This window comes from Streptomyces sp. NRRL WC-3626 (assembly GCF_000718785.1).
GTDB lineage: Bacteria > Actinomycetota > Actinomycetes > Streptomycetales > Streptomycetaceae > Streptomyces > Streptomyces edwardsiae.
This window is the reverse complement of record NZ_JOCA01000001.1, coordinates 278,778-304,498: the sequence shown is the minus strand read 5'-3', so window position 1 is coordinate 304,498 and position 25,721 is coordinate 278,778. Positions and strand designations below refer to the sequence as shown.

Sequence of the window (25,721 nt, the reverse complement as noted above, 5' to 3'; positions counted from 1 at the left end):
CGGACGTCGGCGGCCCGGCCACGCGGTTCGCGCGCGTGTGGTGCGAGGCTGGCCGCATGGAGCAGCGACCACCGAACGCCGAGGCCGGGGCCCGGGTCCTCGTCGTCGACGACGACCCCACCGTCGCCGAGATCGTCACGGGCTACCTGGACCGCGCCGGCTACGTCGTCGACCGGGCCGGCGACGGCCCCGACGCGCTCGCCCGCGCGGCGGCCCACTGGCCCGACCTCGTCGTCCTCGACCTGATGCTGCCCGGCATGGACGGCCTGGAGGTGTGCCGGCGGATGCGCGGGCGCGGGCCCGTGCCGGTCATCATGCTCACCGCGCGCGGCGACGAGGACGACCGCATCCTCGGCCTCGAGGTCGGCGCCGACGACTACGTCACCAAGCCGTTCAGTCCGCGCGAACTCGTCCTGCGCGTCGAGTCCGTGCTGCGCCGCGCCCGCCCCGCCCCGGCCCCCGCGTCCGGGCTGCTGCGGGCCGCCGGCCTCTCCGTCGACCCCGCCGCCCGCCGGGCCGCCAAGAACGGCGCCGAACTCGCCCTCACCATCAGGGAGTTCGACCTCCTCTCCTTCTTCCTGCGGCACCCTGGGCGGGCCTTCGCGCGGGAGGAGCTGATGCGCGAGGTGTGGGGCTGGGACTTCGGCGACCTGTCCACCGTGACCGTCCATGTGCGACGGCTGCGCGGCAAGGTCGAGGACGATCCGGCACGGCCCCGGCTCATCCGGACGGTGTGGGGCGTCGGTTACCGCTTCGAGCCCGCCGTCGCCTCCGGGGAGGAGTGAGCGTGCGGGACATGCTGCTCATCGCCCTGTTCGCCTTCCTCGGCGCCGCCGCGGCCGGTGTCGTCGGCGCGTGCGTGCTGCTGCTGATCCGGCGGCGGTCGCTGACGGCGCACCTCGCGGTGGTCGCCGGGGTCGCGGTGGCCGCGATGCTCGCGGGCACCCTGGCCGTCGCCCGGGCGATGTTCCTCTCCGCGCACGACCTGAGCGTGGTGACGACGGTCGTCGCCATGGCCGCCGTCGTCTCCACCGTCACCGCGCTGCTGCTGGGCCGCTGGGTCGTCGCCCGCAGCCGCGAACTGGCCCTCGCCGCCCGCTCGTTCGGCGACGGCGGGGACTTCGCCGCGCCGGAGCGCCCGTCCACCGCCGAACTCGCCGCGCTCAGCCGGGAGCTGGCGGCGACCAGCGTCAGACTGGCCGAGTCCCGGGACCGGGAACGCGCCCTGGAGTCCTCCCGGCGGGAACTCGTCGCCTGGATCTCCCACGACCTGCGCACCCCGCTCGCCGGACTCCGCGCCATGGCCGAGGCGCTGGAGGACGGCGTCGCCGCCGAACCCGACCGCTATCTGCGGCAGATCCGCACCGAGGTGGAACGCCTCAACGGCATGGTCGGCGACCTCTTCGAACTCTCCCGCATCCACGCGGGCGCCCTGACCCTCTCGCCCTCCCGGATCTCCCTGTACGACCTCATCGGCGACGCCCTCGCCGGCGCGGACCCGCTCGCCCGCGAGCACGGCGTCCGGCTCGTCGGCGACCGGGTGGAGCCGGTGCCGGTGGAGGTGGACGGGCGGGAGATGAGCCGGGTGCTGGGCAATCTGCTGGTCAACGCGATCCGCCGGACCCCGGCCGACGGTACGGTCGCCGTCGCGGCCCGGCGTTCGGACGACGGCGTGGTGGTGTCCGTGACGGACGGCTGCGGCGGCATCCCCGAGGAGGACCTGCCCCGCGTCTTCGACACCGGCTGGCGCGGCACGCACGCCCGGACGCCGCCGGCCGGCGCCGGCCTCGGCCTCGCCATCGTCCGGGGCATCGTCGAGGCCCACCGCGGCAGCACCACCGTCCGCAACGTCACCGGCGGCTGCCGCTTCGAGGTGACCCTGCCGGCGACGGCCGGCTGACTCACTCGCCCCGCAGGCCCGCCGAAGCGAACTCCCGCATGCCCTCCTCGAAGTCCACCTCCGGCTTCCAGCCGAGGGCGGCGCGCAGGCGGGAGGAGTCCGCCGTGATGTGGCGGACGTCGCCCAGGCGGTACTCGCCGGTGACGACCGGGTCGGGACCGCCGTACGCGGCGGCCAGGGCGCGGGCCATCTCGCCGACCGTGTGCGGGGTGCCGCTGCCGGTGTTGTACGCGGTGAGCCCTCCGGCCGCCGGGTCCGCCGTCAGCGCGGCGACGTTCGCCGACGCCACGTCCCGCACATGGACGAAGTCCCGGCGCTGACGGCCGTCCTCGAAGACGCGCGGGGCCTCGCCGCGGGCCAGGGCCGAGCGGAAGAAGGAGGCGACGCCGGCGTACGGGGTGTCGCGGGGCATGCCGGGGCCGTAGACGTTGTGGTAGCGCAGCGACACGGCCGAACCGCCCGTCGAACGGGCCCAGGCGGCGGCGAGGTGCTCCTGGGCCAGTTTGGTGGTGGCGTACACGTTGCGCGGGTCCGATGGGGCGTCCTCGTCGACGAGGCCGGGGGCGAGGTCCGCGCCGCAGACGGGGCAGGGGGGTTCGAAGTGTCCGGCCGTCAGGGCGGTGACGTCGCGCGGGCCGGGGCGGACCGTGCCGTGCCGGGGGCAGGTGTAGCGGCCCTCGCCGTAGACCACCATCGAGCCGGCCAGGACGAGCCGGTTGATTCCCCGCTCCGCCATCGCGGCCAGGAGCACTGCCGTGCCCAGGTCGTTGTGGGAGACGTAGTCCGGGGCGTCGGTGAAGCCGGTGCCGAGGCCGACCATGGCGGCCTGATGGCAGACGGCGTCGACGCCGGCGAGGGCGTCGCGGAGCGCCTGCGGGTCGCGGACGTCCGCCGTGGGTCCGGTGCGGATGTCGAAGACGACGGGGGTGTGTCCGTGGGCGCGTAGCGCCTCGACGATGTGGGACCCGATGAAACCGGCGCCGCCGGTGACCAGTACGCGCATGCGCTCACGGTAGGGGCGCGGCGCGCGGGAGTGGGGCGCCGCGCCCTTGGCGTCACGGGTCCGTAAGACGGTGGGGTCCGGGCGTGGGTCGCGCGGCCCGGCGTTTGCGGGGTGCCGTCGCGCCCACCCGTGCCGCCCTGCGGCACGATTGCCCGCGGCCGGCGGAGGCGGCTGCCCGCGGGGTGCCGTGGCGCCCACCCGTGCCGCCCCGCGGCACGACTGCCCGCGGCTGGGCGGAGTACGGCGGGGAGCGGCTACAGGGGCAGGCGGATCGTGAACGTTGTTGTGGCCGGTGTGCTGGTCAGGGTGATGTCGCCTCCGTGGGCGCGGGTCAGGGAGCGGGCCACCGCCAGGCCCAGGCCCGTGCCGCCCCGGTCACGGCTACGGGCCTTGTCCACGCGGTAGAAGCGGTCGAAGACGCGTTCCGTGTCGTCCGGGGGGATGCCGGGGCCCGCGTCGGTGATCCGGAGCAGGGCCGCCCCGGGGGCCGTGGACACCGTCACCGAGACCGGGGTGCCGGCGGGCGTGTGGACGGCCGCGTTGGTGAGGAGGTTGTCCAGGACCTGGCGTACGCGCTGCGGGTCGAGGCGCAGCACCAGCCGGCCGGGGTCCGAGGCCACCGTCAGGGGATGCCCGGGGTGGCCCGCGCGGAACGCGTCGGCGGCCTGCTGGACCAGGTCCACCAGGTCCGTGTCCGCCGTCCGCAGCGGTGCCTCCACCTCCGCCGCGTCCAGCCGGGCGAGCAGCAGCAGGTCGTCGAGCAGGAAGCCCATCCGGGCGGCCTCCGCGCGCAGCCGCGCCAGATGCCGCTCGCGTTCGGCGGGCTCGTTGGCGGCGGCGTACTGGAACAGGTCCGCGTAGCCGCGTACCGACATCAGCGGGGTGCGCAGCTCGTGCGAGGCGTCCGCGACGAACCGGCGCAGCCGCAACTCCGCCTCCGCGCGCACCGCGAGGGAGTCGTCGATGTGCTCCAGCATCGTGTTGAACGCGGTGCGCAGGTCCGCCACCTCCCGGCCCCCGTCCCGCCCGTCCGCGCGCAGCGGCAGCCGGGCCGCCGACTCGGTCAGATCGTGCGAGGTGATCCCGTGCGCGGTGTGCGCCATGTCGCTCAGCGGCTTCAGCCCGCGCCGCAGCATCCGCCGCCCGGACACCACCAGCGCCAGCAGCGCGAGGGCGAACACCACCACCTGCACCGTGATCAGCTGCTCGACGGTCTCCTCGACGTCCTTCGCGGGCGCGGCGCTCACCAGCACCACCCCCGGTTCGACCTCGCAGCCGCGCAGCCGGTAGCTACCCTTCCCGTCGATGCGCGCGGTGCGCATCAGCTCGGTGTCGGAGTGCGCCATGGCCCGCGCGAGGTCGGCCATCGCGCGGGTGTCGGCGGGCACGTCGGAGGGCCTGCGCAGGGTGACGGCGTCGTCGGTGACGTCGTACACCGCCGTGTACCAGCCGTAGTACGCCTTCTGCTTGACCGTGCCGTGCACCGCCGCGTCCTTGGCCTGCACGGCCTGGACCAGCTTCAGCTGGTCGCCGAGCTGCCGCTCCAGATAGTCGTGCATGTACGTGGTGAGGGCGGTGCCGACGACCGCGAACACGGCCAGGGACAGCACCCCGAGGCCGAGCGTCAGCCGGGTGCCGAGCCGCGTCCGCCGGTACGTCTCCCGCAGCCGCCGCGCCGCCGCCGTCACCCGGCGGCCTGCCGGATCACATACCCGAAGCCCCGCACCGTCTGGATCAGCGGCTCACCCGTGTCGTCCAGCTTGCGCCGCAGCCGGCTCACCACCAGCTCCACCACATTGGAGCGGCCGCCGAAGCCGTACTCCCACACATGGTCCAGGATCTGCGCCTTCGTCAGCACGGTCGGCGAGCGGCGCATCAGATAGCGCAGCACCTCGTACTCGGTCGGCGTCAGCGACAGCAGCCGCTCACCGCGCCGCACCTCCCGGGTGTCCTCGTCCATCGACAGGTCCGCCACGCGCAGCACCGACCGCTGGAAGCCGGGCCCTGCGCTGCGCCGCAGCACCGTCCGCAGCCGCGCCATCAGCTCCTCCACGGCGAACGGCTTGACCAGGTAGTCGTCCCCGCCCCGGGTGAGCCCCGCCACCCGGTCGGCGACCCCGTCCCGCGCGGTGAGGAACACCACCGGCACCATCGTCCCGGAGCGCCGCAGCCGGTCGAGCACGCCGAAACCGTCGACGTCCGGCAGCATCAGGTCGAGCACCACGATGTCCGGGCGGAACTCGGCGGCGCGGCGCAGCGCGTCCTCACCCGAGTTGGCGGTGACCGCTTCCCAGCCCTCGTAGCGGGCGACCGTCGCCACCAGGTCGGCTATCGGCGGGTCGTCGTCCACGACGAGGAGTCGTACTTTTTCCACCCGCCCATACTGCGGCACACCGCTTCCGGCGCCAGAGGCGGTGCGCGATCGCATCCCGATCGATAAAAACTTGAAAGTCGACCGACAGGTGATCGACAGCGCCCGTGACCAAGCTCGAAGGCCCAGGACCCGATCAAGGAGCTTGTGGCGTGACAGCTGTCCCATCGCCTCCCGCACCCCCCGCCGCGAGGCGACGCCCCAAAGTGGTGGCGCGCATCGGCCTGTACGGTCTGCTCGCCGCGAACGCGGTGGTGGTGGCCGTCTTCTTCGTCCGGGCGGGCTTCGGCGCCAACGCCCTCGTCGTACTGGGCCGCCTCACCGGCCTGTACGCCGCCCTGCTGATGGCGTTCCAGCTGCTGCTGGTGGCCCGGCTGCCCTGGCTGGACCGCAGGATCGGCATGGACCGGCTGACCCTGTGGCACCGCTGGGTCGGCTTCGGACTGCTGTGGACGCTCCTCGGGCACGCGGTCTTCATCGTCCTCGGCTACGCCGAGATGTCCTCCATGGACCCGGTGAACCAGCTCGTCGACCTCGCCGAGACCGTCGAGGGCGTGCTGCGCGCGGTCGTCGCGCTGACGCTGATCCTCGTCGTCGGCGCCCTCTCCGCCCGCCGCGCGCGGCGCCGGCTCGCCTACGAGACCTGGCACTTCATCCATCTGTACATGTACGTCGCCGTGGTGCTGGCCTTCACCCACCAGGTCGCCGTCGGCTCCACGTTCACCGCCTCGGCCGCCGCCACCGCCTACTGGTACGGGCTGTGGGGCGCCGCCCTCGCCGCCGTGGTCGCCGGCCGGCTGGTCCTCCCGCTGTGGCGCAACCGGCGCCACCGGCTCCGGGTGACGGCGGTCGTGCCGGAGAGCGACAACGTGGTGTCCGTCCACATCACCGGGCGCGATCTGGACCGGCTGCCGGCCCGCGCCGGCCAGTTCTTCCTGTGGCGGTTCCTGACGAAGGACCGCTGGTGGCAGGCGAACCCGTTCTCCCTGTCCGCCGCCCCCGACGGCCGTACTCTGCGGCTCACCGTGAAGGCGGCCGGCGACGGCAGCGCGGCCCTGCGCCACCTCAGGCCCGGTACCCGGGTCTTCGCCGAGGGCCCCTACGGCGCCTTCACCACGCTCCACCGCACCCGCCCCGGCACCCTGCTCATCGCCGGCGGTGTCGGTGTCACCCCGATCCGCGCCCTGCTGGAGGAACTGCACGGCCACGCCGTCGTCCTCTACCGGGTGAGCTCGGAGGCCGACGCGGTACTCCACGGGGAACTGCGCGAACTCGCCCTCGCCAAGGGCGCCGAACTGCACCTGATCACCGGCCCGCCGGTACCGGACCGGCTCGCCCCCGCCGAACTGACCCGGCTGGTCCCCGACCTCACCGACCGGGACGTCTACGTCTGCGGCCCGCCCGGCATGACCACCGCCGTGCTGCGCGGCCTGCGCGAACTCGGCGTACCGAGGCAGCAGATCCACTACGAGCGCTTCAGCCTGGCCGGATGACGAGCGCGGGGCGACAGAGGAGAACACCGTGAAGCGAGTACTGCCCGTCCTGGTCCTGAGCGTCGCCGGACTGATCCCGGTCTGGCGCTACACCCCGGCGGCCCCCGGGCCGTCGGTCGCCCAACCCGCGCCCACCCCCTCGGTGTCCACCGCGCCGGGCGGCACCACCCGGGTCGTCGCCGGTCCCACCGTCGACACCGAGAAGGGCCCCGTGCGGGTCGAGGTCACCCTCGAAGGCGACCGCATCACCGCCGTCCGGATGCTCCAGCAGCCGGACCACCCGCAGACGACCGCCGCCGTACCGGTCCTGATCGAGGAGACGCTCCAGGCCCAGAGCGCCGGCGTCGACACGGTCTCCGGCGCCACGGTCACCAGCGACGGCTACCGCGAGTCGCTGCAGGCCGCCCTCGACGCACAGGGCTCCTGACATGCGGCGCGTCGAACACGTCATGGGCTTCCCGGTGTCGCTGCGCGTCGACGACGAGGGGTCCTGGGAGTCCGCGGCCGACGCTCTCTTCGCCTGGCTGCGTGAAGTCGACGCCCGCTTCAGCCCGTTCCGCGAGGACAGCGAGGTCTCCCGCCTGGACCGGGGCGAGCCGGCCCCGGACCGGATCAGCCCCGAGCTCGCCGAGGTCCTCGCCCTGAGCGAGCGCTACCGGGCCGACACCGGGGGCGCCTTCGACGTGCGGCTGCCGGGCCGGGGTCTCGATCCGTGCGCCGTGGTGAAGGGCTGGTCGGTGCAGAAGGGCGCCGACCTGCTGCGGGCGGCGGGAGCGCGGCGGTTCTGCCTCAACGCCGGCGGTGACGTGACCGCCGCCGGCGGGCCCTGGCGCGTGGGCGTACGGCACCCCGAGGACGCCGGCCGGCTGTGCGCCGTCGTCGAGCTCACCGACGGCGCGGTCGCCACCTCCGCGCGCTACGAACGCGGCGACCACATCATCGACGGCCGCACCGGCCGCCCGGCCACCGGCCTGCTCGCCCTGACGGTCACCGCCCCCACCCTGACCGAGGCGGACACCGTCGCCACGGCCGCCTTCGCACTGGGACGGGACGGCGTCGACTGGGCGGCCGCGCGCCCCGGCTGCGAGGTGTTCGCCGTGACCGCGGACCGGCGCGTACTGCGAACGGCGGGGTTTCCCGTGGCCGAATCCGGGCAGGCGGCGGCGTAGCCCGGGGCCGCTTCGGCCGGGGGCACGGGGTTACGGGGTTCCGCCGGTGGTGACGTTTACACTCGACCGGCGACAAACGGGCAACCTCGGTCGTAAACATCTGCCACCCGAAGGGCTTTCGGCGTCTTGATACGGATCGATTCAGTCACGAAGCGGTACCCGGACGGCACGGTGGCGGTCGACCGGCTGTCGCTGGATATCCCCGACCGCTCGATCACCGTCCTCGTCGGACCCTCCGGGTGCGGCAAGACCACCACGCTCCGCATGATCAACCGGATGGTCGAACCCTCCGAGGGAACGATCCTTCTGGACGGCGAGGACACCCGGCGGCAGCCGGTCACCACTTTGCGCCGGTCCATGGGATACGTCATCCAGAACGCCGGGCTCTTCCAGCACCGCACGATCGTCGACAACATCGCCACCGTGCCCCGCATGCTCGGCTGGGGCAAGCAGCGGGCCCGGGAGCGGGCGGCGGAGCTGATGGAGCGCGTGGGCCTCGACCCCGCGCTGGCCGGGCGCTACCCCTACCAGCTCTCCGGCGGCCAGCAGCAGCGCGTCGGCGTGGCCCGGGCGCTCGCCGCGGACCCGCCGGTGCTGCTGATGGACGAGCCGTTCTCCGCCGTCGACCCGGTGGTGCGCAAGGGGCTGCAGGACGAACTCCTGCGCATCCAGGACGAGCTGGGCAAGACCATCGTCTTCGTCACGCACGACATCGACGAGGCGATCAAGCTGGGCACCATGGTCGCCGTACTGCGCGAGGGCGGCCGGCTCGCCCAGTACGCGCCGCCGGCCGAGCTGCTGGCGAGCCCCGCAGACGGCTTCGTCGAGGACTTCCTCGGCGCCGACCGCGGTATCCGGGGCCTGTCCTTCGTCCCGTCCGCCGCACTGGAACTGACCACCGACGCCGTGATCCCGGCCGACGCGGACGCCGGCCGGATCGCCGCCGGCAAGGCGACCCACCTCCTCGTCACCGACGCCGACGGCCGCCCGCTCGGCTGGGCCGAGCGCGACGAACTGACCGCCGGTGACATCCGCACCGACCGGCTGCGGTCGTACGGGCGGCCGTTCGTGCCCGGCGTCGACTCCCTGCGCGTCGCCCTCGACTGCGCCGTGCTCTCGCCCGTCGGCTGGGCGGTCGCCGTGGACGACAGCGGCCGGGTGACCGGCGTCGTCTCCCAGCAGACCATCGGCGAGGCGATCCGCGCCGCCCACGCGGCCGGCCGCGCCGAGGACGAGAAGGTCGCGGGATGAGCCGCTTCTTCGACATCCCCAGCGACCTCCAGCACAGCTGGGCCGGTCTGATCGGGCTGCACATGCGGGAGGCCCTGCTGCCGGTCGCCGCCGGGCTGCTCCTCGCGCTGCCGATCGCGCAGCTGTGCGGGCGCTTCCGCTGGCTGTACCCGCCGGTGCTGGGCATGACGACCGTGCTGTACGCCGTCCCCTCCCTGGCGTTCTTCGTCGTCCTGATCGACTACACCGGCCAGACCGAACTCACCGTGATGATCCCGCTGGCCCTGTACAGCCTGGTCGTCCTGGTCCCCGCCATCGTCGACGGGGTGCGCTCGGTGCCGGACGAGACCCTCGCCGCCGCGACCGCGATGGGCTTCGGCCCCGTACGCCGCTATCTCCAGGTGCAGTTGCCGATCGCCGCGCCCGCCATCATCGCCGGACTGCGGGTCGCCACCGCGTCCAGCATCTCCCTGGTCAGCGTCGGCGCCCTGATCGGCAACCAGGGCGCCCTCGGCAATCTGCTCGCCGCCGCGCAGAAGTACGACCGGCCCGAACTCGCGGTGAACGCCGTGCTCACGATGGCCGTCCTGGCGATCCTCTGCGACGCCCTGCTGGTCGGGCTGCGGGTGCTGCTCACCCCGTGGATGCCGCGCGCCGGCAGCCGTCCGAAGCCCGCCCCCCGGCGGGAAGGGATCACCCCGGAGGGCGCGGTCCGATGAACATCATCGACTTCGGCAACGCCTTCTTCAGCGACAGTGCCCACTGGCACGGTTACGACGGCATCCCGCAGCGCTTCCTCGAGCACCTCCAGTACTCGCTGCTGGCCCTCGCGATCGCCGCCGCGATCGGCCTGCCCGTCGGTCTGCTCACCGGCCACACCGGACGCGGCGGCAACGCGCTCGCCTTCATCGCCAACGCCGCCCGCGCGCTGCCCAGTTTCGGACTGCTGGTGCTCGCCGTGCTGCTGATCGGTTTCGGTCTGCTGCCCGTGATGATCCCGCTGGTCGTCCTCGCCGTACCGCCGATCCTGGTGACCACCTACGAGGCGGTCCGCTCCCTCGACCCCGCCCCCGTGGACGCCGCGCGGGGCATGGGCATGCACGAGTCGCGGATCCTCTTCCAGGTGGAGGTGCCGGTGGCGCTCCCGCTGATCCTCAGCGGTCTGCGCTCCGCCGCCATCCAGATCGTGTCCACGGCCACCATCGCCGCGTACGTCAGTCTCGGCGGACTCGGCCGCTACATCATCGACGGGCTCTACCAGCGCGACTACGAGAAGGTCGTCGGCGGCGCCACCCTGGTGGCCTTCCTGGCGCTGCTCACCCTCGCCCTGTTCTGGGCGGTGGCCCGGGTGGCGGTGTCCCCCGGGGTCCGCAGGCGCTGATGTTCGATCAGGTGTACGACAAACCGTAACTTGGACGTTCTTGACTCCCCGTGAACGGCTGGATTGGATCGGCGAATGACTCTTACCGCGAAAAGCAGCAGGTCCAGGACGAGGTCCACCGGCGTGGCGGCTGTCGCGCTCGCCGCGGCGGCGCTGCTCGCGGGCTGTTCCTCCTCCGGCGACACCTCCGACAACCCCCTCGACGGAGAGAAGGCCGAGGCCGGCACCGTCGTCGTCGGCTCGAACAACTTCGCCGAGAGCACCCTGCTCGCCGACATCTACGGCGAGGCGCTGCGCGCCAAGGGCCTCAAGGTCGACTACAAGCACAACATCGGCAGCCGTGAGACGACGTACGGCCTGATGAAGAACGGCTCCATCACGGTCCTGCCGGAGTACAACGGCTCCCTTCTCGCCTATCTCGACCCGAAGGCCGGGCAGGAGTCGGCCGAGGCGGTGAACGAGGCCGCCAAGGCCAAACTGGACACGTCGCTGACGCTGCTGGAGTCCTCGCCCGCCGAGGACAAGGACTCGGTCAGCGTCAACGCGGCGACGGCGAAGAAGTACGGCCTCACCGCCGAGTCGACCCTCGCCGACCTCAAGGACGCGGCGCCCGACATCGTGATCGGCGGCTCGCCCGAGTTCCAGACCCGGCAGCAGGGGCTGAAGGGCCTGGAGACCGTCTACGGCCTCAAGTTCAAGTCGTTCAAGGCACTCGACGCGGGCGGCCCGCTCACCCAGGCGGCCCTCACCGACAACGAGGTCCAGGCCGCGGACATCTTCACCACGGACCCGACCATCGTCAAGGAGAAGTTCGTCGTCCTGAAGGACCCGGAGAACCTCTTCGGCTTCGCCAACGTCACCCCGCTGGTCAGCAAGGAGGGGCTGCCGCAGGAGGGCGTGGAGGCGCTCAACGCCGTGTCCGCGAAGCTGGACACCGAGACGCTCCTCGACCTCGACGCCCAGGTGCAGCTGGACAAGAAGGACCCGCTGGACGTGGCGAAGGCCTGGCTGAAGTCGGCCGGCCTGGCCTGATCCCGCGCAAGGGGGGTGCGGCGCACCCGCCGCACCCCCCTTACGCGTTCAGCTTGCCGCCTCCGCCTCCGCCTGCGCGATCAGCCGGTCGACCAGCGCGATCAGCACGTCCCGGCACGACTCCCGCTCCCGCGCGTCGCACAACATCACCGGCACGCCGTCCGGCAGCGTCAGCGCGTCCCGGATGTCCTCCACCGGGTACGGGTGCTCCCCGTGGAAGCCGTTGACGGCGATCACGAACGGGATGCCCCGGCGCTCGAAGAAGTCGATCGCCGCGAAACTCGTCTTGGGCCGGCGCACATCCACCAGGACCACCGCGCCGAGCGCGCCGACGGCCAGGTCGTTCCACATGAACCAGAACCGCTGCTGCCCCGGCGTACCGAAGAGATACAGCACCAGGTCGTCCGAGACGCTGATCCGGCCGAAGTCGAGCGCGACCGTGGTGGCACGTTTCTCCTCGACGCCGTTGAGGTCGTCGACGTCCAGGCCCGCCATGGTCAGCGGCTCCTCGGTGCGCAGCGGGACGATCTCGCTGACCGAGCCGACCATGGTCGTCTTGCCCACGCCGAAGCCACCGGCGATGAGGATCTTGACCGTGTCGGGTGCCGGACGCGCGGCGGTGGTGTCAGAGCCGGCCAAGGCCCTCCCTCACTTTCTGCAGCAGATCCAGATCCGGGGTGGTGCGGTTGACGGGGTGCGGGGGGTGGATGCTGATCCGGCCCGCCTCCAGCAGGTCGCACAGCATGATGACGACCACGCTCATGGGGAGGTCGAGACGTGCGGCGAGCTCGGCGACCGCCACCGGCTCGGCGCACAGCCGCAGGATCCGTGCATGCTCGGGCTGCGGCCGGGCCGCCCCCTCGGGCTGCGGATCCGCCGCCGTCACCGTGGTGATGAGCGTGAAGTCGGCGCGGCTGGGCCGGGTCCGGCCACCGGTCAGGGTGAACGGCCGTACGAGGCGCCCCGCCGAGTCGCTTCCGCCCACCTCACACGCCGGGGTCGGCGGCGGGCCCGGCGACGTCCCGCGGGGCGGCGCTGAGGTGCTCGCCGATCTTCTTCACCAGCATGTTCATCTGGTACGCCACCACGCCGACGTCCGCGCCCGGCCCGGTCAGCACCACCAGATGGGCGCCGGGACCGGCCGAGGTGAGGATCAGGTAGCTGTGCGCCATCTCGATCAGGGCCTGGCGCACCGGGCCGCCGCGGAAGTCCATGCTGACGCCCTTGCTGAGGCTCATCAGCCCGGACGCGGTCGCCGCCAGGCGCTCCGCGTCGTCCCGCAGGAAGCCGGTGGACTTGCTCACCACCAGTCCGTCCTCGGAGAGCACCACGGCCTGGTTCACGTCGGCGACCCGTTCGACGAGTCCGGTCAGCAGCTGGTCCAGCTGGGTGTGGGTGGCGGGGATGGGGCGTGTCATGACGGTGTTCCTTCGTGAACGGTCGGCGGTCAGCGGTCGGCGGGCGGAGTCGGGAGTTCGTCGGGGGCGGCGGGCACGTGTGCCGGCGCGGCCGTCCCGTCCGCGTCGTCGGTGTCGTCGTCCCGGGCCTGGGAGGTGCCGAGCTGGAAGTCGGCGAGGGAGGATGCGGCGTGTTCCGCGGTGAAGTCGGCGACGTCGTCGTCGGTGTCCGGCGCGGAGTCCTCGCGGAGTTCGGCGGCCAGACTGGTCTGCGGCACCCGGCGGGGGAGCGGGATGAGTCCGTCCTTCCGTGGAGCGGGCTCCGGCGCGGCGGCCGGGGCGGGCGCGGTCCGTACGGCGGCCGCCGGCCGGGACGCCGCGGCTCCGGCGGTCACCTTCTCCCGGTGGGCGTCGTCCGCCCGGCCGTTGACGTCCGCCCGGTCCGCGCCGGTCTCCCCCCGCGCACCGCCGGACGCCGCGTCCCGCACCACGATCTCGTGCGGGATCAGCACGATCGCCGTCGTCCCGCCGTACGGCGACGGCCGCAGGGTCACACCGATGCCGTGCCGGTGCGCGAGCTGGGAGATCACGAACATGCCGAGCCGGAGGTCGTCGGCGAGCGCCACCACGTCGAACTGCGGTGCCTTCGCCAACTGGCCGTTCAGGGAGGCGTAGTCGTCGTCCGACATGCCGAGGCCCCGGTCCTCGATCTCCACGACGAGGCCCTTGGCCACCATCGCCGCCCGCACCCCGACGGGGCTCGGCGCAGGCGAGTACACGGTCGCGTTGTCGATCAGCTCGGCGAGGAGATGGATGACGTCGGCCACCGCGGGCGGCGCGACGGACACCTCCTCCTCGGTGTGCAGCTCCACCCGCTGGTACTCGGCGACCTCACCGACGGCACTGCGCATGATGTCGATCAGCGCGACCGGTTCGCTCCAGGAACGGCCGGGGCGCTCACCGCTGACGATGACCAGGTTCTCCTCGTACCGGCGCAACTGGCTGGCCGTGGAGTCCAGTTCGTACAGGCCCTTGAGGACCTCGGGGTCGGTGTGCCGGCGCTCCAGCGCGTCGAGCTTGCTGAGCTGGAGGTTGACCAGGTTCTGGCTCTGCCGCGCGATACCGAGAATGACCTTCTGGAAACCGCGCCGCGTGTCGGCGAGTTCGACGGCCGTGTGCACGGCGGTGCGCTGCGCGGTGTTGAACGCCTGCGCCACCTGGCCCAGTTCGTCGTGTCCGTAGTCCAGCGGGGTGGTGGCCGACTCGGCGTCGACCTTCTCGCCCCGCTCCAGGCGGGCCACCACGTCGGGCAGCCGCTCCTCGGCGAGGCCCAGGGTGGCCACCCGCAGACCGCGCAGCCGGCGGGAGAGCGAGCGGGTGATGCGCCAGGACAGGCCGACGCACAGCAGCAGCGCGAGCAGTCCGGCCGCGCTCAGCGAGGCGGCCGTCAGCAGCAGGCTGCGGGCCTCGTCGGCGCTGCGGGTGAGCAGTGCGTCGGTCTGCTGCCGGATCATGGTGGCGTACTGCGGGGAGACCCGGTCCATGGCCTCCTGCCACCGCTCCCGCAGGTCCGGCAGGTCGACCCTGCGCTTCTCACCGGTGGGCGGGGTGGCGAGGATCTGGTCCTCGACCGCCTCCAGGGCGCGCCACTCGGCACTCTGCAGGATCCGCTCGGTCTGGGTCTTGGTCTCGCCGCGCAGGGACGGCACGATCTGGTCCTCGACCAGCCAGCGGCGGGTGTGGACCAGCTTCGCGAAGTCGCTCCAGCCCTGGGTGTCCAGCCGTCCGGCGGGCCAGGCGAGGGTGAGCCGCGCGTCCTCCTCGGAGATCAGTTCGGCCGCGTGCTCCAGCGAGACCAGCGGTCCGGCCTGGGAGGTCAGGTCGCCGTCGTCGACCTGGGAGAGCTCCTGGAAGGCGTGGATCTGGTCGTCGATGATCGAGGTGTACTGGTCGAGCGCCTGCTCGGCGGTGATGTCGCTGGGCTGGTCGACCTGGTCCCGGTAGTACTCGAGGCTGCCCACCGAGCCCAGGACGCCGTACATCCGGTCCGAGATGCGGGCCGGTGCCTCGGCGATCGTGTCGGCCTGTCCGACCAGCTTCGCCACCGCCTCGTCGGTCCGCTCGCGCTGGGCGTCGAGGGCGGTCCGGGAGGTCCTCGGCTCGGCCAGCCAGGCGGCGGTGAGCCGGCGTTCCTGCTGCAGGGCGAGCGTGGCGTGTGTGCCCATCGCGCCGGTGGACCGGCTCAGTTCGGTCTGGGAGCGCAGTTGCAGCCCCTCGGAGAACATCTGGATCGTCGTCAGGCCCCACATGCCGGCGAGGGTGACGCTGGGCACCAGGGCGAGGAGGAACAGCGAGAGACGTATGGAGCCGAGACGGCGCCGGGCACCTGTCCGTGGAGACATCGTGGTCCTAGAGCGTTCGGTTGGTGGGAGGGGTACGCACGGGCGGGCCCGTCAGCGGGTGCCCGCGGCGGCGAACCCGGCGACCGAGGCGGAGTTGGACTTCGTGACGAACGCCGGCCCGGTGAGCACGGGCGCGACCCCGCCGCCGCTGATGTTGCCGTTGGTCCTGTACAGCCACAGCGCGTCAACGGCGAGGTAACCCTGAAGATAGGGCTGTTGGTCGACGGCGAACTGGACGTTGCCGCTGCGCACCGCGTCCACGATCTCCTGGTTGAGGTCGAAGGTGGCGATGTCGGCCTCGCTGTCCGCCTCCGCGACGGCGTCGACCGCGGTGAGGGCGTAGGCCGCCCCGTTGGTGACGACCTCGTCGATGGACGGGTCCTGCCGCAGCCGGGCGGCGATGATGCCGGCGACGGCCCGCATGTCGGTGCCGTCCACGTAGAGGTTCTCGGTCGTCCCGCCGAACGTCTTCTTCACGCCGGCGCAGCGGGCCTCCAGGGCAACGTTGCCACGCTCGTGGACGACGCACAGCGCGTGCTTGGTCTTGAGCTCGTTCAGCTTGTCGCCGACGGCCCGGCCCGCCACGCTCTCGTCCTGGCCGAAGTACTCCAGCAGCCCCGACGACTTCCAGGCGTCGATACCGGAGTTGAGCCCGACCACGGGGATGTCCGCGGCCCGTGCCTCGTTCACCGGGCCCTTCATGGCGGCCGGTTTGGCCAGCGTCAGCGCGATGCCGTCGACACCGGCGCGGACCGCCTCGCGGACCAGCTCCGCCTGTCCCGCCGGGTCCGGATCGCTGACGTACGTCAGCTCGATGCCGTCCTTGGCGGCGGCCGCCTCGGCGCCCTTGCGCACCCGGTCCCAGAAGGCGTCGCCCTCGTCGCCGTGGGTCACCAGCGTGACCTTCATGCCTTTGGAGCCGGACGTGCTCGCGCCGGAGCCCGAGGAGTCGTCGTCCGAGCCGAGGGCGGAACAGCCGGTCGCCAGCAGGCCGACGGCGGCTGCCAGCGCCACCAGACGGCGTCTCGGAAGGCGGCGGGACGGGGGACGAGTGTTCATGACGAGTACGGACCTCGCTGTACGGCCGAGCAAGAGCAGGGAGGGGAGCCCCGACGGCACCACACAGGTGTACGCCGAACGGATGACTCCCACTGGCCCGGAGCCAACCCTGTGGAACCACTGGTCGTCAAGTGAACAGCCACGTGAAGTGAGGCGATGCTGCCGCATTGTGATGAACCGTGAGTGCGGCGACGCCACCCGCGGACTCCGGACCGAACGGACGGTACGGGCCTGCTACGGCTCCCGGCCCTCAGCGCCGGCGCAGGCGCAGCGCGAGAGCCGTGCCACCCGTCACCACCAGCACGGCGGCGGCCCCGCCCGCGAGCAGCGGGGCGGAGGGGCCGGACGGGGCGGCGGCGGTGGTGGTCCTCGCGACGGGTGCGGTCGACGCCGGGGTGGCCGTGGGCGCGGGGGCCGCAGGGGTGTTCGCCGTCTTCGGGCCCGGAGTCGCGGACGGTCGCGCCGGGCTCTTCCCGGCCGCCGGTCCGGCCGTCTCCTCCTCCTTCTCGGGGAACACCAGGTCCGAGCACGAGTAGTAGGTGTCCGGCGTACTGCTGTTCTGCCAGACCGTGTACAGCACATGACGCCCCGTCCGGTCCGACGGCAGCGTCGCCCGGAACCGGTAGGCGCCGTCCGTCAGCGCCGGGTCCGTGACCTGGGCGAACGGTTTCTGGGGCAGATCGGACCAGGTGAGCGGTTTCGCCGGGTCGTAGCCGGGCTCCGTCAGATACATGCGGAACGTGCCGGTGTGCGGGATCGTCGAGACGTACGTCATCGGCAGCGCCCCGCCGGGTCTCACCCGGGTCGCCGGCCAGTCTCCACGGGCGAGGTCGAGCCCCCGGTAGGCGGGCAGGCCGCCACTGCACAGCTTCCCGTCGGGAACGCGCTCCCGGTCCCGGCCGGCCACGCCCGCCACCCGCAGGTTGTCCCACGCCGTGAACGGCGCCCCGTTCGCGGCCACGGCCGCCCGGCAGGCCGCCGAGCCCGCGCGGTCGCCGCCCTCGGGTGAGCAGGCCACGACCCGGCTCACGGGATCCGTCGGCGCCCCGTGGGCGGCCGCCGGTGCCGCGGCCCACAACGGCAGCAGCAGCGGGGCCGTGAGGGCCGCCGCGAGCGCGGTGCGGTGTGCGGTCGTCCGGGGCATCCGGACCGCCTCCTTCGGAGGAACGCGGGAATTCCTCAGAGCAGTACGGAGGCGCCCCCCCGGCGCGTTCACCGTCGGGGGTTTCCCCGTGGTCGGTCGGCCCGCCGTTCTCTTTTGTGCCGGCACCTGACACACTTAGATACCGGACGTGCTGTTTTCTTTCGAGGAGCGCGTACGTTTTGGTCATTGTGTCCAAGTCCGGGGCGAATCCCGCCTGATGACCATTGCCGCAGGGTGAGTTATCGTGTACTCGGCGTTAAAACAAACGGCACGACCCGTTCCTTTCCGGCTCAGGAGTTCAGGCGATGGCGAGGCAGGTACGAGCCGAACAGACCCGCGCGACGATCATCACGGCCGCCGCCGAGCTGTTCGACCGGCAGGGCTATGAATCGACCAGTCTCAGCGACATCGTCGAACACGCCCGGGTCACCAAGGGGGCCCTCTACTTCCACTTCGCGGCGAAGGAGGACCTCGCCCACGCCATCCTGGAACTCCAGTCCGCCACCAGCCGACGGCTGGCCAGAGACACCGAGTTGCGGGGGCACACCTCCCTGGAGGCGCTGATGCGCCTCACCTTCTGCATAGCCAGGATGTCGGCCGAGGACCCCGTCCTGCGGGCCGGACTGCGGCTCGCCACCGGCGGCACCCGCCCGCGCCCCCCGCTCAGCCATCCGTTCACCGAGTGGCTGGACATCGTCACCGCGCGGCTCCTCGGCGCGGTCAAGGAGGCCGACGTCCACCCGGACGTCGACATCGACGTCGTGGCGCACTCCCTGGTCTGCTTCTTCGTCGGCACCCGCGTCGTCGGCCGCTCCCGCGAATCCGTCGCCCGGCAGCCCCGCCGTACGGCCGAGATGTGGCAGCTCCTCATCAGGGGGCTGGTCCCCGTCACCCGGCGCGCCCGCTATCTCAGCCTGGCCGCACGGCTGGAGCGGGAGATCGTACCGGTCTGATCCACGCCGCGTTACGGTGATCCGTATGTCCGATCACCCCACCGCGCCCGTGATCCTCGGCGACGAACCCGGCACCTTCCCGCACGGCGTGCTGGCCGACCGGCACCCCGCGATCATCCGGCAGGTGCGCGAGGCCCTCCCGTACGGGCCCGAGCGGCAGCGCGCCCTCGACGCGCTGCTCACCGAGTGCACGCAGGGCACGATCGAACCCCTCCCCGCCGACGCGCACGACCGGGACCGCTGGCGGACCTGGGGCACGGACACCTACGCCGGCCGCTCCTGGTTCGACGTCCCGTGGCTGTGGTCCGAGAGCTGGTTCTACCGCCGGCTGCTGGACGCCGTGGGCTACTTCGCCCCCGGGCCCTGGCAGGGCGTCGACCCGTTCCGCCCCTCCAAACTCGCCGAACTCGGTTCACCGGCCACGGACGAGGAACTGGCCGCGCTCGACGACCTCACCGGCCGCCCGGAGCACGAGCGGGCGCGCGCCCTGCTGCACGGCTCCCTGTGGGGCAACCGCGCCGACCTCGGCTTCCGGCTGTCCGCCGAGGGCGCCGAGGAGAAGGCCGCCGTACCCGCCCTGGTGGCCGACGACAGCGAACGGCTGTGGTCCCTGCTCGCCGCATCCGGCACGGGCACCCTGTGTCTCGTCGCCGACAACGCGGGCCGTGAACTCGTCCCGGACCTCCTGCTCATCGCCCATCTGCTGGCCCACGGCCGGATCGGCCGGGCGGTACTGCACGTCAAGCCGTACCCGTACTACGTCTCCGACGCCACCACCGCCGACGTCCTCGACGCGGTGCGCCGGCTCACCGGCGCCGGGGGAGCGGCCGCCGCGTACGGGCGCGGGCTGTGGTCCGCCCTCACCGACGGCCGGCTCGTCCTGCGCGCGCACCCGTTCTCCTGCGCGCCACTGCCGTACGCCGACATGCCGGACGACCTCCGCGCGGACTTCGCCGCCGCCACGCTCACCGTCGTCAAGGGCGACCTCAACTACCGGCGGCTCGTGGGCGACCGGTACTGGCCCCCGACCACACCGTTCGCCGAGGCCACGGCCTGCTTCCCGGGGCCGGTCGCGGCCCTGCGCACCCTGAAGTCGGATGTGATCACCGGACTGACCGCCGACACCGAGGCGGCACTGGTCGCGGCGGAGGGACAACGCTGGCGCACCGGCGGCACCCACGCGCTGATCCAGGTCCGGACCTAGGGGCTCCACAACTCCCGTACGGGGCACGGTTCACGCGAATGTGTGATCATGCCCGGCCGGACGGATGCCGCCGGCGGGCCACGGGTAGCCCCCGGCCATGACGCAGCCGTTCGAACTCCCGCACTTCTACCTGCCGCACCCCGCGCGACTCAACCCGCATGTCGACGAGGCGCGCGCCCATTCGACCGAGTGGGCGCGTGAGATGGGCATGCTGGAGGGCAGCGGGGTCTGGGAGCAGGCCGACCTCGACGCGCACGACTACGGCCTGCTCTGTGCCTACACCCACCCCGACTGCGACGGGCCCGCCCTCTCCCTCATCACCGACTGGTACGTGTGGGTCTTCTTCTTCGACGACCACTTCCTGGAGAAGTTCAAGCGCAGCCAGGACCGCGCCGCCGGCAAGGCCCATCTGGACCGGCTGCCGCTGTTCATGCCGCTCGACCCGGCGGCCGGCGTCCCCGAGCCGCGGAACCCGGTCGAGGCGGGCCTCGCCGACCTGTGGGCCCGCACCGTGCCGGCGATGTCCGCCGACTGGCGCCGCCGGTTCGCCGTCGCCACCGAGCACCTCCTCAACGAGTCGATGTGGGAGCTGTCCAACATCAACGAGGGGCGGATCGCCAACCCCGTCGAATACATCGAGATGCGCCGCAAGGTGGGCGGCGCCCCCTGGTCGGCCGGACTCGTGGAGTACGCGACCGCCGAGGTCCCCGCCGCCGTCGCCGGGACCAGGCCGCTCAGGGTGCTGATGGAGACCTTCTCCGACGCCGTCCACCTGCGCAACGACCTGTTCTCCTACCAGCGCGAGGTCGAGGACGAGGGCGAACTCAGCAACGGCGTCCTCGTCCTGGAGACCTTCTTCGGCTGCACCACCCAGGAGGCCGCCGACATCGTCAATGACGTCCTCACCTCACGGCTCCACCAGTTCGAGCACACCGCGTTCACCGAAGTGCCCGCCGTCGCGCTGGAGAACGGACTCACCCCGGACCGGACCGCGGCGATCGCGGCGTACACCAAGGGACTTCAGGACTGGCAGTCCGGCGGCCACGAATGGCATCTGCGCTCCAGCCGCTACATGAACGAGGGCGCGCGTTCCGCCTCCCCCTGGCAGTCCCCGTCCGGCCCCGGCACATCGGCCGCCGACGTCGGCGCGCTCCTCGCCACGGCGGGCGCCGAGCGGCTGCGCGCCCACACACACGTGCCGTACCAGAAGGTCGGCCCGTCGGTCATCCCCGACATCCGGATGCCGTTCCCGCTGGAGCTCAGCCCCGCCCTCGACGGCGCGCGGCGGCATCTGCTGGAGTGGTCGCGGCGGATGGGCATCCTCGGCGAGGGCGTCTGGGACGAGGACAAGCTGGAGAGCTGCGACCTCGCCCTGTGCGCGGCGGGCCTCGACCCGGACGCCACCCAGGAGCAGCTCGACCTCGCCTCCGACTGGCTCGCCTTCGGCACCTACGGCGACGACTACTACCCGCTCGTCTACGGCCACCGCCGCGATCTGGCCGCCGCCCGGCTGACCACGGCCCGTCTGTCGGCGTGCATGCCCCTCGGCACCGAGGAGGTCGCGCCGCCGCCCGTCAACGCCATGGAGCGGTCCCTGATCGACCTGTGGGGGCGCACCACGGCCGGTATGACACCCGACGAACGCCGGCCCCTCAGGGCGGCCGTCGACGTCATGACCGAGTCCTGGGTGTGGGAGCTGTCCAACCAGATCCAGCACCGCGTCCCGGACCCCGTGGACTATCTGGAGATGCGGCGCGCCACCTTCGGCTCCGACCTCACGCTCGGGCTGTGCCGCGCCGGGCACGGTCCCGCGGTGCCGCCGGAGGTCTACCGCAGCGGGCCCGTCCGCTCCCTGGAGAACGCGGCGATCGACTACGCCTGCCTCCTCAACGACGTCTTCTCCTACCAGAAGGAGATCGAGTTCGAGGGCGAGGTCCACAACGCGGTCCTGGTCGTGCAGAGCTTCTTCGGCGTCGACTATCCGACCGCGCTGCCCGTGGTGCAGGACCTGATGAACCAGCGCATGCGCCAGTTCGAGCACGTGGTGGAGCACGAACTGCCTGTCGTGTACGACGACTTCCAGCTGTCGGACGAGGCGCGGGCGATCATGCGGGGCTATGTGGCGGACCTGCGGAACTGGATGGCGGGCATCCTCAACTGGCACCGCAGCGTCGACCGGTACAAGGACGAATACCTGTCCGGCCGGGTCCACGGCTTCGCGCCGGACCGCGTACCGGCCCGGCCCGTGCTGGTCTGACACCCGACCCGACCAGCCCGTACCGGAGGCGGAGGCAACCATGGAACAGACCGCGTTGCGGCCCCGGCCGATGCCCGGCGACGGGGCCGGCAGGGGCGAGGGGCCCGGCGGCGGGCCGGGCTCCGGCCCGCCCGCCCGGCGGCGCGGGCGGCGGCTGCCGGCCGTGCTGCTGAGGGTGCTGGCCGGGGTGCTGCTGGTGCTGTCCGGGGCCGGGCTGGGGGCGGTGGGGGTCACGGTCGTCGGCGCGGGCGGGCCGACCGAGCTGAGGCGGCAGGCGGGGGAGATGCCCATGGCCGCACCGGTGGCGCGGTCCGCCGCGCCGTCCGCGCCCGTCACCCGGCTCGGTGTGGAGGTCGCCGACGACAGGAGACCCGGAGCACTGGTCGTCGCAGTGCACATCCCCGGGCCCGGCTTCTCGGCCGGCCTGGTGCGCGGCGACGTCCTCCTCGCCTTCGGCGCCACCCGGGTCGACTCCGCCGCCGACCTGGCACGGGCCGTCGCCCGCTCCCGGCCGGGTGACGAGGTGAGACTGACGGTGCGCCATCGAGGCGGCGGCCACCGGCAGCTGACGGCCGTCCCCGGCATCGTCACGTGACCACCCGGAAGTGGGTCGTCAGCCGGCCCTCGTCGTCCAGGATGTGGAAGGCGAGGCCGACCGGGGCGTCCCGGTCCGCGATCTGCTCGCCCTCCCAGGGCAGTCGCAGCGTCCAGGTCACGCCCGGTCCCACCAGCACCGGCCGGCCCGCGAAGGTGGTCGCGGCCGGGGTGTGGGCGTGACCGGTGATCAGCCCGGCGATCCGGGGGCGGCGGGCCAGCAGGGCGGCCAGCCGGTCGGGGGAGCGCAGGGGGTAGGAGTCGGGCAGGGGGTGGTGCAGCGGCACCGGCGGGTGGTGGAAGGCGAGCAGGGCCGGAAGGCCGTCGTCGAGTCCGTCGAGCACCGACTCGATCCAGGCGCAGGTCTCCTCGTCCAGGTCCCCGTCGTCGCGGCCCGGAATGCTGGAGTCGCACATCAGCACCGCGCCGCCGTCCAGTACACGCACGCTGTTGACCGGCCCGTCGGCGGCCGGCTCACCCAGCAGGGCCTTGCGGTACGGGGCCCGGCTGTCGTGGTTGCCCGGACACGTCAGCACCGGGAACGGGGCGGTGCCGTCGCGCAGTCCCAGCAGACGGGCGGCCTCCTCGTACTCGGACTCGGCGCCGTGGTCCGCGATGTCGCCGGTCACCAGCAGCGCGTCCGGCGCGGCCGGCAGCTCCCACAGCCGGTCCCGTACCCGCCGGGCACGTTCCGTCGCCCGCGCGGTGCCGTCCAGATGCAGATCGCTGATGTGCGCGAGTACGAGCATGGTCGTATGCCTCCCCGATGTCCCTGTTAACGGTTCAGTGTGATCAAACCATTAGTTCTAATGGCAGCGCAATGATCTGGCATTAGCGTCGGTGGTCCGCCGGGCGAACACCGGCAACCGGCTCGCGCCACCCCCGTCCGGCGGGCAGGATGCTGCCCGTAACCTGACGTCCGCCCTGGGAGGCCCTCGTATGACCGGCGCCGCGTCCGCGTCCTTCACCGCCGACGACTACAGGGCCCGCATGGAGCGCGCGGTGCGGCAGGCCGCCGACGCCGGGCTCGCCGGACTGCTGGTGGCACCCGGCCCCGACCTGGTGTGGCTCACCGGCTACACCCCCACCGCCGCCACGGAGCGGCTCACCCTGCTGGTCCTGGCCGCCGGCCGCGACCCGGTGCTCGTCGTCCCCACCCTGGAGGCCCCCGACGCCGAACGCGCCCTCGGCGCCTCCGCCCTCACCCTGCGCGACTGGACCGACGGCAAGGACCCCTACGCGGCCACCGCCGCCCTGCTGGACGCGAACGGCCGGTTCGGCATCAGCGACAACGCCTGGGCCATGCATCTGCTCGGCCTGCAGGCAGCCCTGCCCGGCACCTCGTACGCCTCCCTCACCGAGGCCCTGCCCATGCTGCGCGCCGTCAAGGACGCCGCCGAGCTGGAGCTCCTGGCCGCCGCGGGGGCCGCCGCCGACGCCGCCTTCGAGGAGATCAGGCAGGTCGCCTTCGCCGGCCGCCGCGAGACCGACGTCGCCGCCGATCTCGCCGCCCTGCTGCGCCGCTTCGGACACTCCCAGGTCGACTTCACGATCGTCGCCTCCGGCCCCAACGGCGCCAACCCGCACCACGAGATCGGCGACCGCGTCATCGAACGCGGCGACATGGTCGTCCTCGACTTCGGCGGCCTCAAGGACGGCTACGGCTCCGACACCTCCCGCACCGTCCACGTCGGCGAACCCACCGACGAGGAGCGCCGGGTGCACGGCCTCGTGCGCGAGGCGCAGGAGGCCGGCTTCCTCGCGGTACGGCCGGGCGTCGCCTGTCAGGAGGTCGACCGGGCCGCCCGCGCGGTGATCGCCGACGCCGGGTACGGGGAGTACTTCATCCACCGCACCGGCCACGGCATCGGCGTCACCACGCACGAACCGCCGTACATGATCGAGGGCGAGGAGCGGCCCCTCGTCCCCGGCATGTGCTTCTCCGTCGAACCGGGCGTCTATCTGCCCGGCCGGTTCGGTGTGCGCATCGAGGACATCGTGACCGTGACCGAGGACGGCGGCCGGCGGCTGAACAACACCGAGCGGGAGATGGTCATAGTGGACTGAACGGTTCCCCACGTCCCCCGACCGCCTCCCCGAACGGCAACGGCGCGCCCATGACCCAGGCACCGACCCCCACCGCGGACACCGTCCGCCGGCTGGCCCGCACCCTGCTGAGCGACGACGACGGCGGCGGCGGTGCGGGGCCCGACGTCCGGCCCGTCGCCGAAGGCGCGGAGCGCGCCACCTGGTGGGTCGGCACCCGCCATGTGCTGCGCCTCGCCCCGGACCGTGAGACCGGCACGCTCCGGCGCCGCGAACTGCGGCTGCGCGACCTCGTACGCCCCCACCTCCCGGTCGCGCTGCCGTCCGCCGTGGCACACGGCGAGTGGGCGCCCGGCCTGTTCTGCGCCCTGGAGACCCGGCTGGCCGGCGGGACGGGGGAGGAGCACACCGTGTCGGCCGTCGGCGAGGCCGACCTGGCCGGGCTGCTCGCGGGGCTGCGGGAGGTGCCGGTACGGCAGGCGGAGACGCTCGGCGTGCCACGCGTCCCCCCGCGCTCCCTGGAGGCCCTGCGCCGGGCCGCCGCGGAGGCCGCGGAACGCCTCGCGGCCGCCGACGAGTTCGACCCGGTCCGGCTGAACCGGCTCACCCCGCCCGCCGCGGTCCAGCTCGCCTGCCAGCCCGGTACGGCCGTCCTCGTCCACCACGCCCTCACCGGCGGGCACCTCGTGGTCGGCGCGGACGGGCGCGTACGGGGTGTCCTCGGCTGGGAGACGGCGGTGGTCGGCGACCCCGCCGAGGACATCGCGGGCCTCGCGCTCGCCGTCGGCGCCCCGGCCGCCGTACGCGCGGCCACCCTGGCCGGCTACGGCGCCCGCCCCTGCCTGCGCGGCCTGTGGCTGGCCCGCTGCGACGCCGTCCTCCACCTCGCCGACACCCTCACCGGGGGCAGGGCCACCCCGCCGCTCACCCTGCGTACCCGGCTGCGCCACGCCTGGGAACCGATCATGCTGGAACGCGTGAGCGACCTCGGCGGGGGCGACGAGGCCCCGTAGCCGCCCGCCCTCGCGCGGCGGTACCCCGTCCGCGCGGCGGCCGCAGTGACCGGGCGCGCCCGCCGGGGAGCGG

The 25,721-nt window shown here is 73.0% G+C and carries 25 protein-coding genes; 15 read left to right on the top strand and 10 right to left on the bottom strand.

Features of this window, described 5'->3' with window-relative positions; translation table 11 throughout:
• Positions 1-56 precede the first annotated feature (56 nt).
• Together IF28_RS0101370 and IF28_RS0101365 are read left to right on the top strand one after the other, a co-directional pair.
• Positions 57-785, top strand: coding sequence for a response regulator transcription factor (locus tag IF28_RS0101370; RefSeq protein ID WP_030212523.1), 729 nt, complete (start codon positions 57-59; stop codon positions 783-785).
• Positions 786-787: 2 nt separating this feature from the next.
• Complete coding sequence (locus IF28_RS0101365) at positions 788-1,900, top strand: sensor histidine kinase (RefSeq protein WP_030212522.1); 1,113 nt, start codon at positions 788-790, stop codon at positions 1,898-1,900.
• A 1-nt stretch (position 1,901) separates the two neighbouring features.
• On the opposite strand, the gene IF28_RS0101360 is transcribed toward IF28_RS0101365, so the two are convergent.
• The 3 genes from IF28_RS0101360 to IF28_RS0101350 form a co-directional block, all read right to left on the bottom strand.
• The gene (locus IF28_RS0101360) at positions 1,902-2,903 is read right to left on the bottom strand and encodes an NAD-dependent epimerase/dehydratase family protein (RefSeq protein ID WP_030212518.1); all 1,002 of its coding nucleotides are present in this window, start codon (positions 2,901-2,903) and stop codon (positions 1,902-1,904) included.
• A gap of 254 nt (positions 2,904-3,157) precedes the next feature.
• A complete protein-coding gene (locus IF28_RS0101355; RefSeq protein ID WP_030212516.1) occupies positions 3,158-4,591 on the bottom strand; it encodes a sensor histidine kinase in 1,434 nt (477 codons plus the stop codon).
• Positions 4,588-5,277, bottom strand: a complete 690-nt coding sequence (locus IF28_RS0101350; RefSeq protein ID WP_030212513.1) for a response regulator transcription factor — start codon at positions 5,275-5,277, stop codon at positions 4,588-4,590. The genes IF28_RS0101355 and IF28_RS0101350 overlap by 4 nt, the downstream gene beginning before the upstream one ends.
• A gap of 149 nt (positions 5,278-5,426) precedes the next feature.
• Between IF28_RS0101350 and IF28_RS0101345 the strand changes: the two genes are divergently transcribed.
• The 7 genes from IF28_RS0101345 (at position 5,427) to IF28_RS0101315 (ending at position 11,579) form a co-directional block, all read left to right on the top strand.
• A complete protein-coding gene (locus IF28_RS0101345; protein WP_030212510.1) occupies positions 5,427-6,767 on the top strand; it encodes a ferric reductase-like transmembrane domain-containing protein in 1,341 nt (446 codons plus the stop codon).
• Positions 6,768-6,795: 28 nt separating this feature from the next.
• Positions 6,796-7,194 carry an FMN-binding protein gene (locus IF28_RS0101340; protein WP_030212507.1) on the top strand — a complete coding sequence of 133 codons (399 nt, stop codon included), beginning with the start codon at positions 6,796-6,798 and terminating at the stop codon, positions 7,192-7,194.
• Between the two features lies 1 nt (position 7,195).
• Positions 7,196-7,936: an FAD:protein FMN transferase gene (locus IF28_RS0101335; protein WP_030212504.1), complete on the top strand. Its 741-nt coding sequence runs from the start codon at positions 7,196-7,198 to the stop codon at positions 7,934-7,936.
• Between the two features lie 126 nt (positions 7,937-8,062).
• Positions 8,063-9,187 carry an ABC transporter ATP-binding protein gene (locus IF28_RS0101330; RefSeq protein WP_030212501.1) on the top strand — a complete coding sequence of 375 codons (1,125 nt, stop codon included), beginning with the start codon at positions 8,063-8,065 and terminating at the stop codon, positions 9,185-9,187.
• A complete protein-coding gene (locus IF28_RS0101325; protein ID WP_030212499.1) occupies positions 9,184-9,885 on the top strand; it encodes an ABC transporter permease in 702 nt (233 codons plus the stop codon). The genes IF28_RS0101330 and IF28_RS0101325 overlap by 4 nt, the downstream gene beginning before the upstream one ends.
• Complete coding sequence (locus IF28_RS0101320; protein WP_030212498.1) at positions 9,882-10,547, top strand: ABC transporter permease; 666 nt, start codon at positions 9,882-9,884, stop codon at positions 10,545-10,547. Before IF28_RS0101325 ends, IF28_RS0101320 begins: the two co-directional genes overlap by 4 nt.
• A gap of 75 nt (positions 10,548-10,622) precedes the next feature.
• A complete protein-coding gene (locus IF28_RS0101315; protein WP_030212497.1) occupies positions 10,623-11,579 on the top strand; it encodes an ABC transporter substrate-binding protein in 957 nt (318 codons plus the stop codon).
• A gap of 48 nt (positions 11,580-11,627) precedes the next feature.
• Here the strand turns inward: IF28_RS0101315 and IF28_RS0101310 are convergent, their stop codons facing one another.
• From IF28_RS0101310 to IF28_RS0101285, 6 genes are all read right to left on the bottom strand, one after another.
• Entirely contained in the window at positions 11,628-12,218 is a 591-nt protein-coding gene (locus IF28_RS0101310) for a GTP-binding protein (RefSeq protein WP_030212494.1), read from the bottom strand.
• The gene (locus IF28_RS0101305; RefSeq protein ID WP_030212491.1) at positions 12,205-12,564 is read right to left on the bottom strand and encodes a DUF742 domain-containing protein; all 360 of its coding nucleotides are present in this window, start codon (positions 12,562-12,564) and stop codon (positions 12,205-12,207) included. Before IF28_RS0101305 ends, IF28_RS0101310 begins: the two co-directional genes overlap by 14 nt.
• Before the next feature lies 1 nt (position 12,565).
• On the bottom strand, positions 12,566-12,997 hold the full coding sequence (locus tag IF28_RS0101300) for a roadblock/LC7 domain-containing protein (protein ID WP_030212488.1): 432 nt from the start codon (positions 12,995-12,997) through the stop codon (positions 12,566-12,568).
• A 29-nt stretch (positions 12,998-13,026) separates the two neighbouring features.
• Positions 13,027-15,378, bottom strand: coding sequence for a nitrate- and nitrite sensing domain-containing protein (locus IF28_RS0101295; protein ID WP_030212486.1), 2,352 nt, complete (start codon positions 15,376-15,378; stop codon positions 13,027-13,029).
• Between the two features lie 51 nt (positions 15,379-15,429).
• A complete protein-coding gene (locus IF28_RS0101290) occupies positions 15,430-16,437 on the bottom strand; it encodes a substrate-binding domain-containing protein (protein WP_030212484.1) in 1,008 nt (335 codons plus the stop codon).
• Between the two features lie 250 nt (positions 16,438-16,687).
• The gene (locus IF28_RS0101285; RefSeq protein WP_030212482.1) at positions 16,688-17,581 is read right to left on the bottom strand and encodes a lytic polysaccharide monooxygenase; all 894 of its coding nucleotides are present in this window, start codon (positions 17,579-17,581) and stop codon (positions 16,688-16,690) included.
• Positions 17,582-17,886: 305 nt separating this feature from the next.
• Between IF28_RS0101285 and IF28_RS0101280 the strand changes: the two genes are divergently transcribed.
• From IF28_RS0101280 to IF28_RS0101265, 4 genes are all read left to right on the top strand, one after another.
• Positions 17,887-18,534 carry a ScbR family autoregulator-binding transcription factor gene (locus IF28_RS0101280; RefSeq protein WP_030212480.1) on the top strand — a complete coding sequence of 216 codons (648 nt, stop codon included), beginning with the start codon at positions 17,887-17,889 and terminating at the stop codon, positions 18,532-18,534.
• A 25-nt stretch (positions 18,535-18,559) separates the two neighbouring features.
• On the top strand, positions 18,560-19,738 hold the full coding sequence (locus tag IF28_RS0101275) for a damage-control phosphatase ARMT1 family protein (RefSeq protein WP_030212478.1): 1,179 nt from the start codon (positions 18,560-18,562) through the stop codon (positions 19,736-19,738).
• 97 nt (positions 19,739-19,835) lie between these two features.
• Complete coding sequence (cyc2, locus tag IF28_RS0101270; protein ID WP_030212475.1) at positions 19,836-21,995, top strand: germacradienol/geosmin synthase Cyc2; 2,160 nt, start codon at positions 19,836-19,838, stop codon at positions 21,993-21,995.
• A gap of 40 nt (positions 21,996-22,035) precedes the next feature.
• On the top strand, positions 22,036-22,590 hold the full coding sequence (locus IF28_RS0101265) for a PDZ domain-containing protein (RefSeq protein WP_030212473.1): 555 nt from the start codon (positions 22,036-22,038) through the stop codon (positions 22,588-22,590).
• Here the strand turns inward: IF28_RS0101265 and IF28_RS0101260 are convergent.
• A complete protein-coding gene (locus tag IF28_RS0101260) occupies positions 22,583-23,338 on the bottom strand; it encodes a metallophosphoesterase (RefSeq protein ID WP_030212471.1) in 756 nt (251 codons plus the stop codon). The two genes, IF28_RS0101265 and IF28_RS0101260, sit on opposite strands and share 8 nt — an antisense overlap.
• 190 nt (positions 23,339-23,528) lie before the next feature.
• On the opposite strand from IF28_RS0101260, the gene IF28_RS0101255 reads away from it, so the two are divergent.
• Positions 23,529-24,656 (top strand): aminopeptidase P family protein, encoded by a 1,128-nt coding sequence (locus IF28_RS0101255; protein ID WP_030212468.1) that lies wholly within the window; start codon positions 23,529-23,531, stop codon positions 24,654-24,656.
• Positions 24,657-24,706: 50 nt separating this feature from the next.
• Positions 24,707-25,648, top strand: coding sequence for an aminoglycoside phosphotransferase family protein (locus IF28_RS0101250; RefSeq protein WP_030212462.1), 942 nt, complete (start codon positions 24,707-24,709; stop codon positions 25,646-25,648).
• The last annotated feature ends 73 nt before the right edge of the window (positions 25,649-25,721 follow it).

Coding starts and splice junctions, on each gene's coding strand:
- IF28_RS0101370 (WP_030212523.1), top strand. CDS start 57: ATGGAGCAGCGACCACCGAACGCCGAGGCCGGGGCCCGGGTCCTCGTC.
- IF28_RS0101360 (WP_030212518.1), bottom strand. CDS start 2,903: ATGCGCGTACTGGTCACCGGCGGCGCCGGTTTCATCGGGTCCCACATC.
- IF28_RS0101335 (WP_030212504.1), top strand. CDS start 7,196: ATGCGGCGCGTCGAACACGTCATGGGCTTCCCGGTGTCGCTGCGCGTC.
- IF28_RS0101325 (WP_030212499.1), top strand. CDS start 9,184: ATGAGCCGCTTCTTCGACATCCCCAGCGACCTCCAGCACAGCTGGGCC.
- IF28_RS0101320 (WP_030212498.1), top strand. CDS start 9,882: ATGAACATCATCGACTTCGGCAACGCCTTCTTCAGCGACAGTGCCCAC.
- IF28_RS0101315 (WP_030212497.1), top strand. CDS start 10,623: ATGACTCTTACCGCGAAAAGCAGCAGGTCCAGGACGAGGTCCACCGGC.
- IF28_RS0101300 (WP_030212488.1), bottom strand. CDS start 12,997: ATGACACGCCCCATCCCCGCCACCCACACCCAGCTGGACCAGCTGCTG.
- IF28_RS0101295 (WP_030212486.1), bottom strand. CDS start 15,378: ATGTCTCCACGGACAGGTGCCCGGCGCCGTCTCGGCTCCATACGTCTC.
- IF28_RS0101290 (WP_030212484.1), bottom strand. CDS start 16,437: ATGAACACTCGTCCCCCGTCCCGCCGCCTTCCGAGACGCCGTCTGGTG.
- IF28_RS0101285 (WP_030212482.1), bottom strand. CDS start 17,581: ATGCCCCGGACGACCGCACACCGCACCGCGCTCGCGGCGGCCCTCACG.
- IF28_RS0101280 (WP_030212480.1), top strand. CDS start 17,887: ATGGCGAGGCAGGTACGAGCCGAACAGACCCGCGCGACGATCATCACG.
- IF28_RS0101275 (WP_030212478.1), top strand. CDS start 18,560: ATGTCCGATCACCCCACCGCGCCCGTGATCCTCGGCGACGAACCCGGC.
- cyc2 (WP_030212475.1), top strand. CDS start 19,836: ATGACGCAGCCGTTCGAACTCCCGCACTTCTACCTGCCGCACCCCGCG.
- IF28_RS0101265 (WP_030212473.1), top strand. CDS start 22,036: ATGGAACAGACCGCGTTGCGGCCCCGGCCGATGCCCGGCGACGGGGCC.
- IF28_RS0101260 (WP_030212471.1), bottom strand. CDS start 23,338: ATGCTCGTACTCGCGCACATCAGCGATCTGCATCTGGACGGCACCGCG.
- IF28_RS0101255 (WP_030212468.1), top strand. CDS start 23,529: ATGACCGGCGCCGCGTCCGCGTCCTTCACCGCCGACGACTACAGGGCC.
- IF28_RS0101250 (WP_030212462.1), top strand. CDS start 24,707: ATGACCCAGGCACCGACCCCCACCGCGGACACCGTCCGCCGGCTGGCC.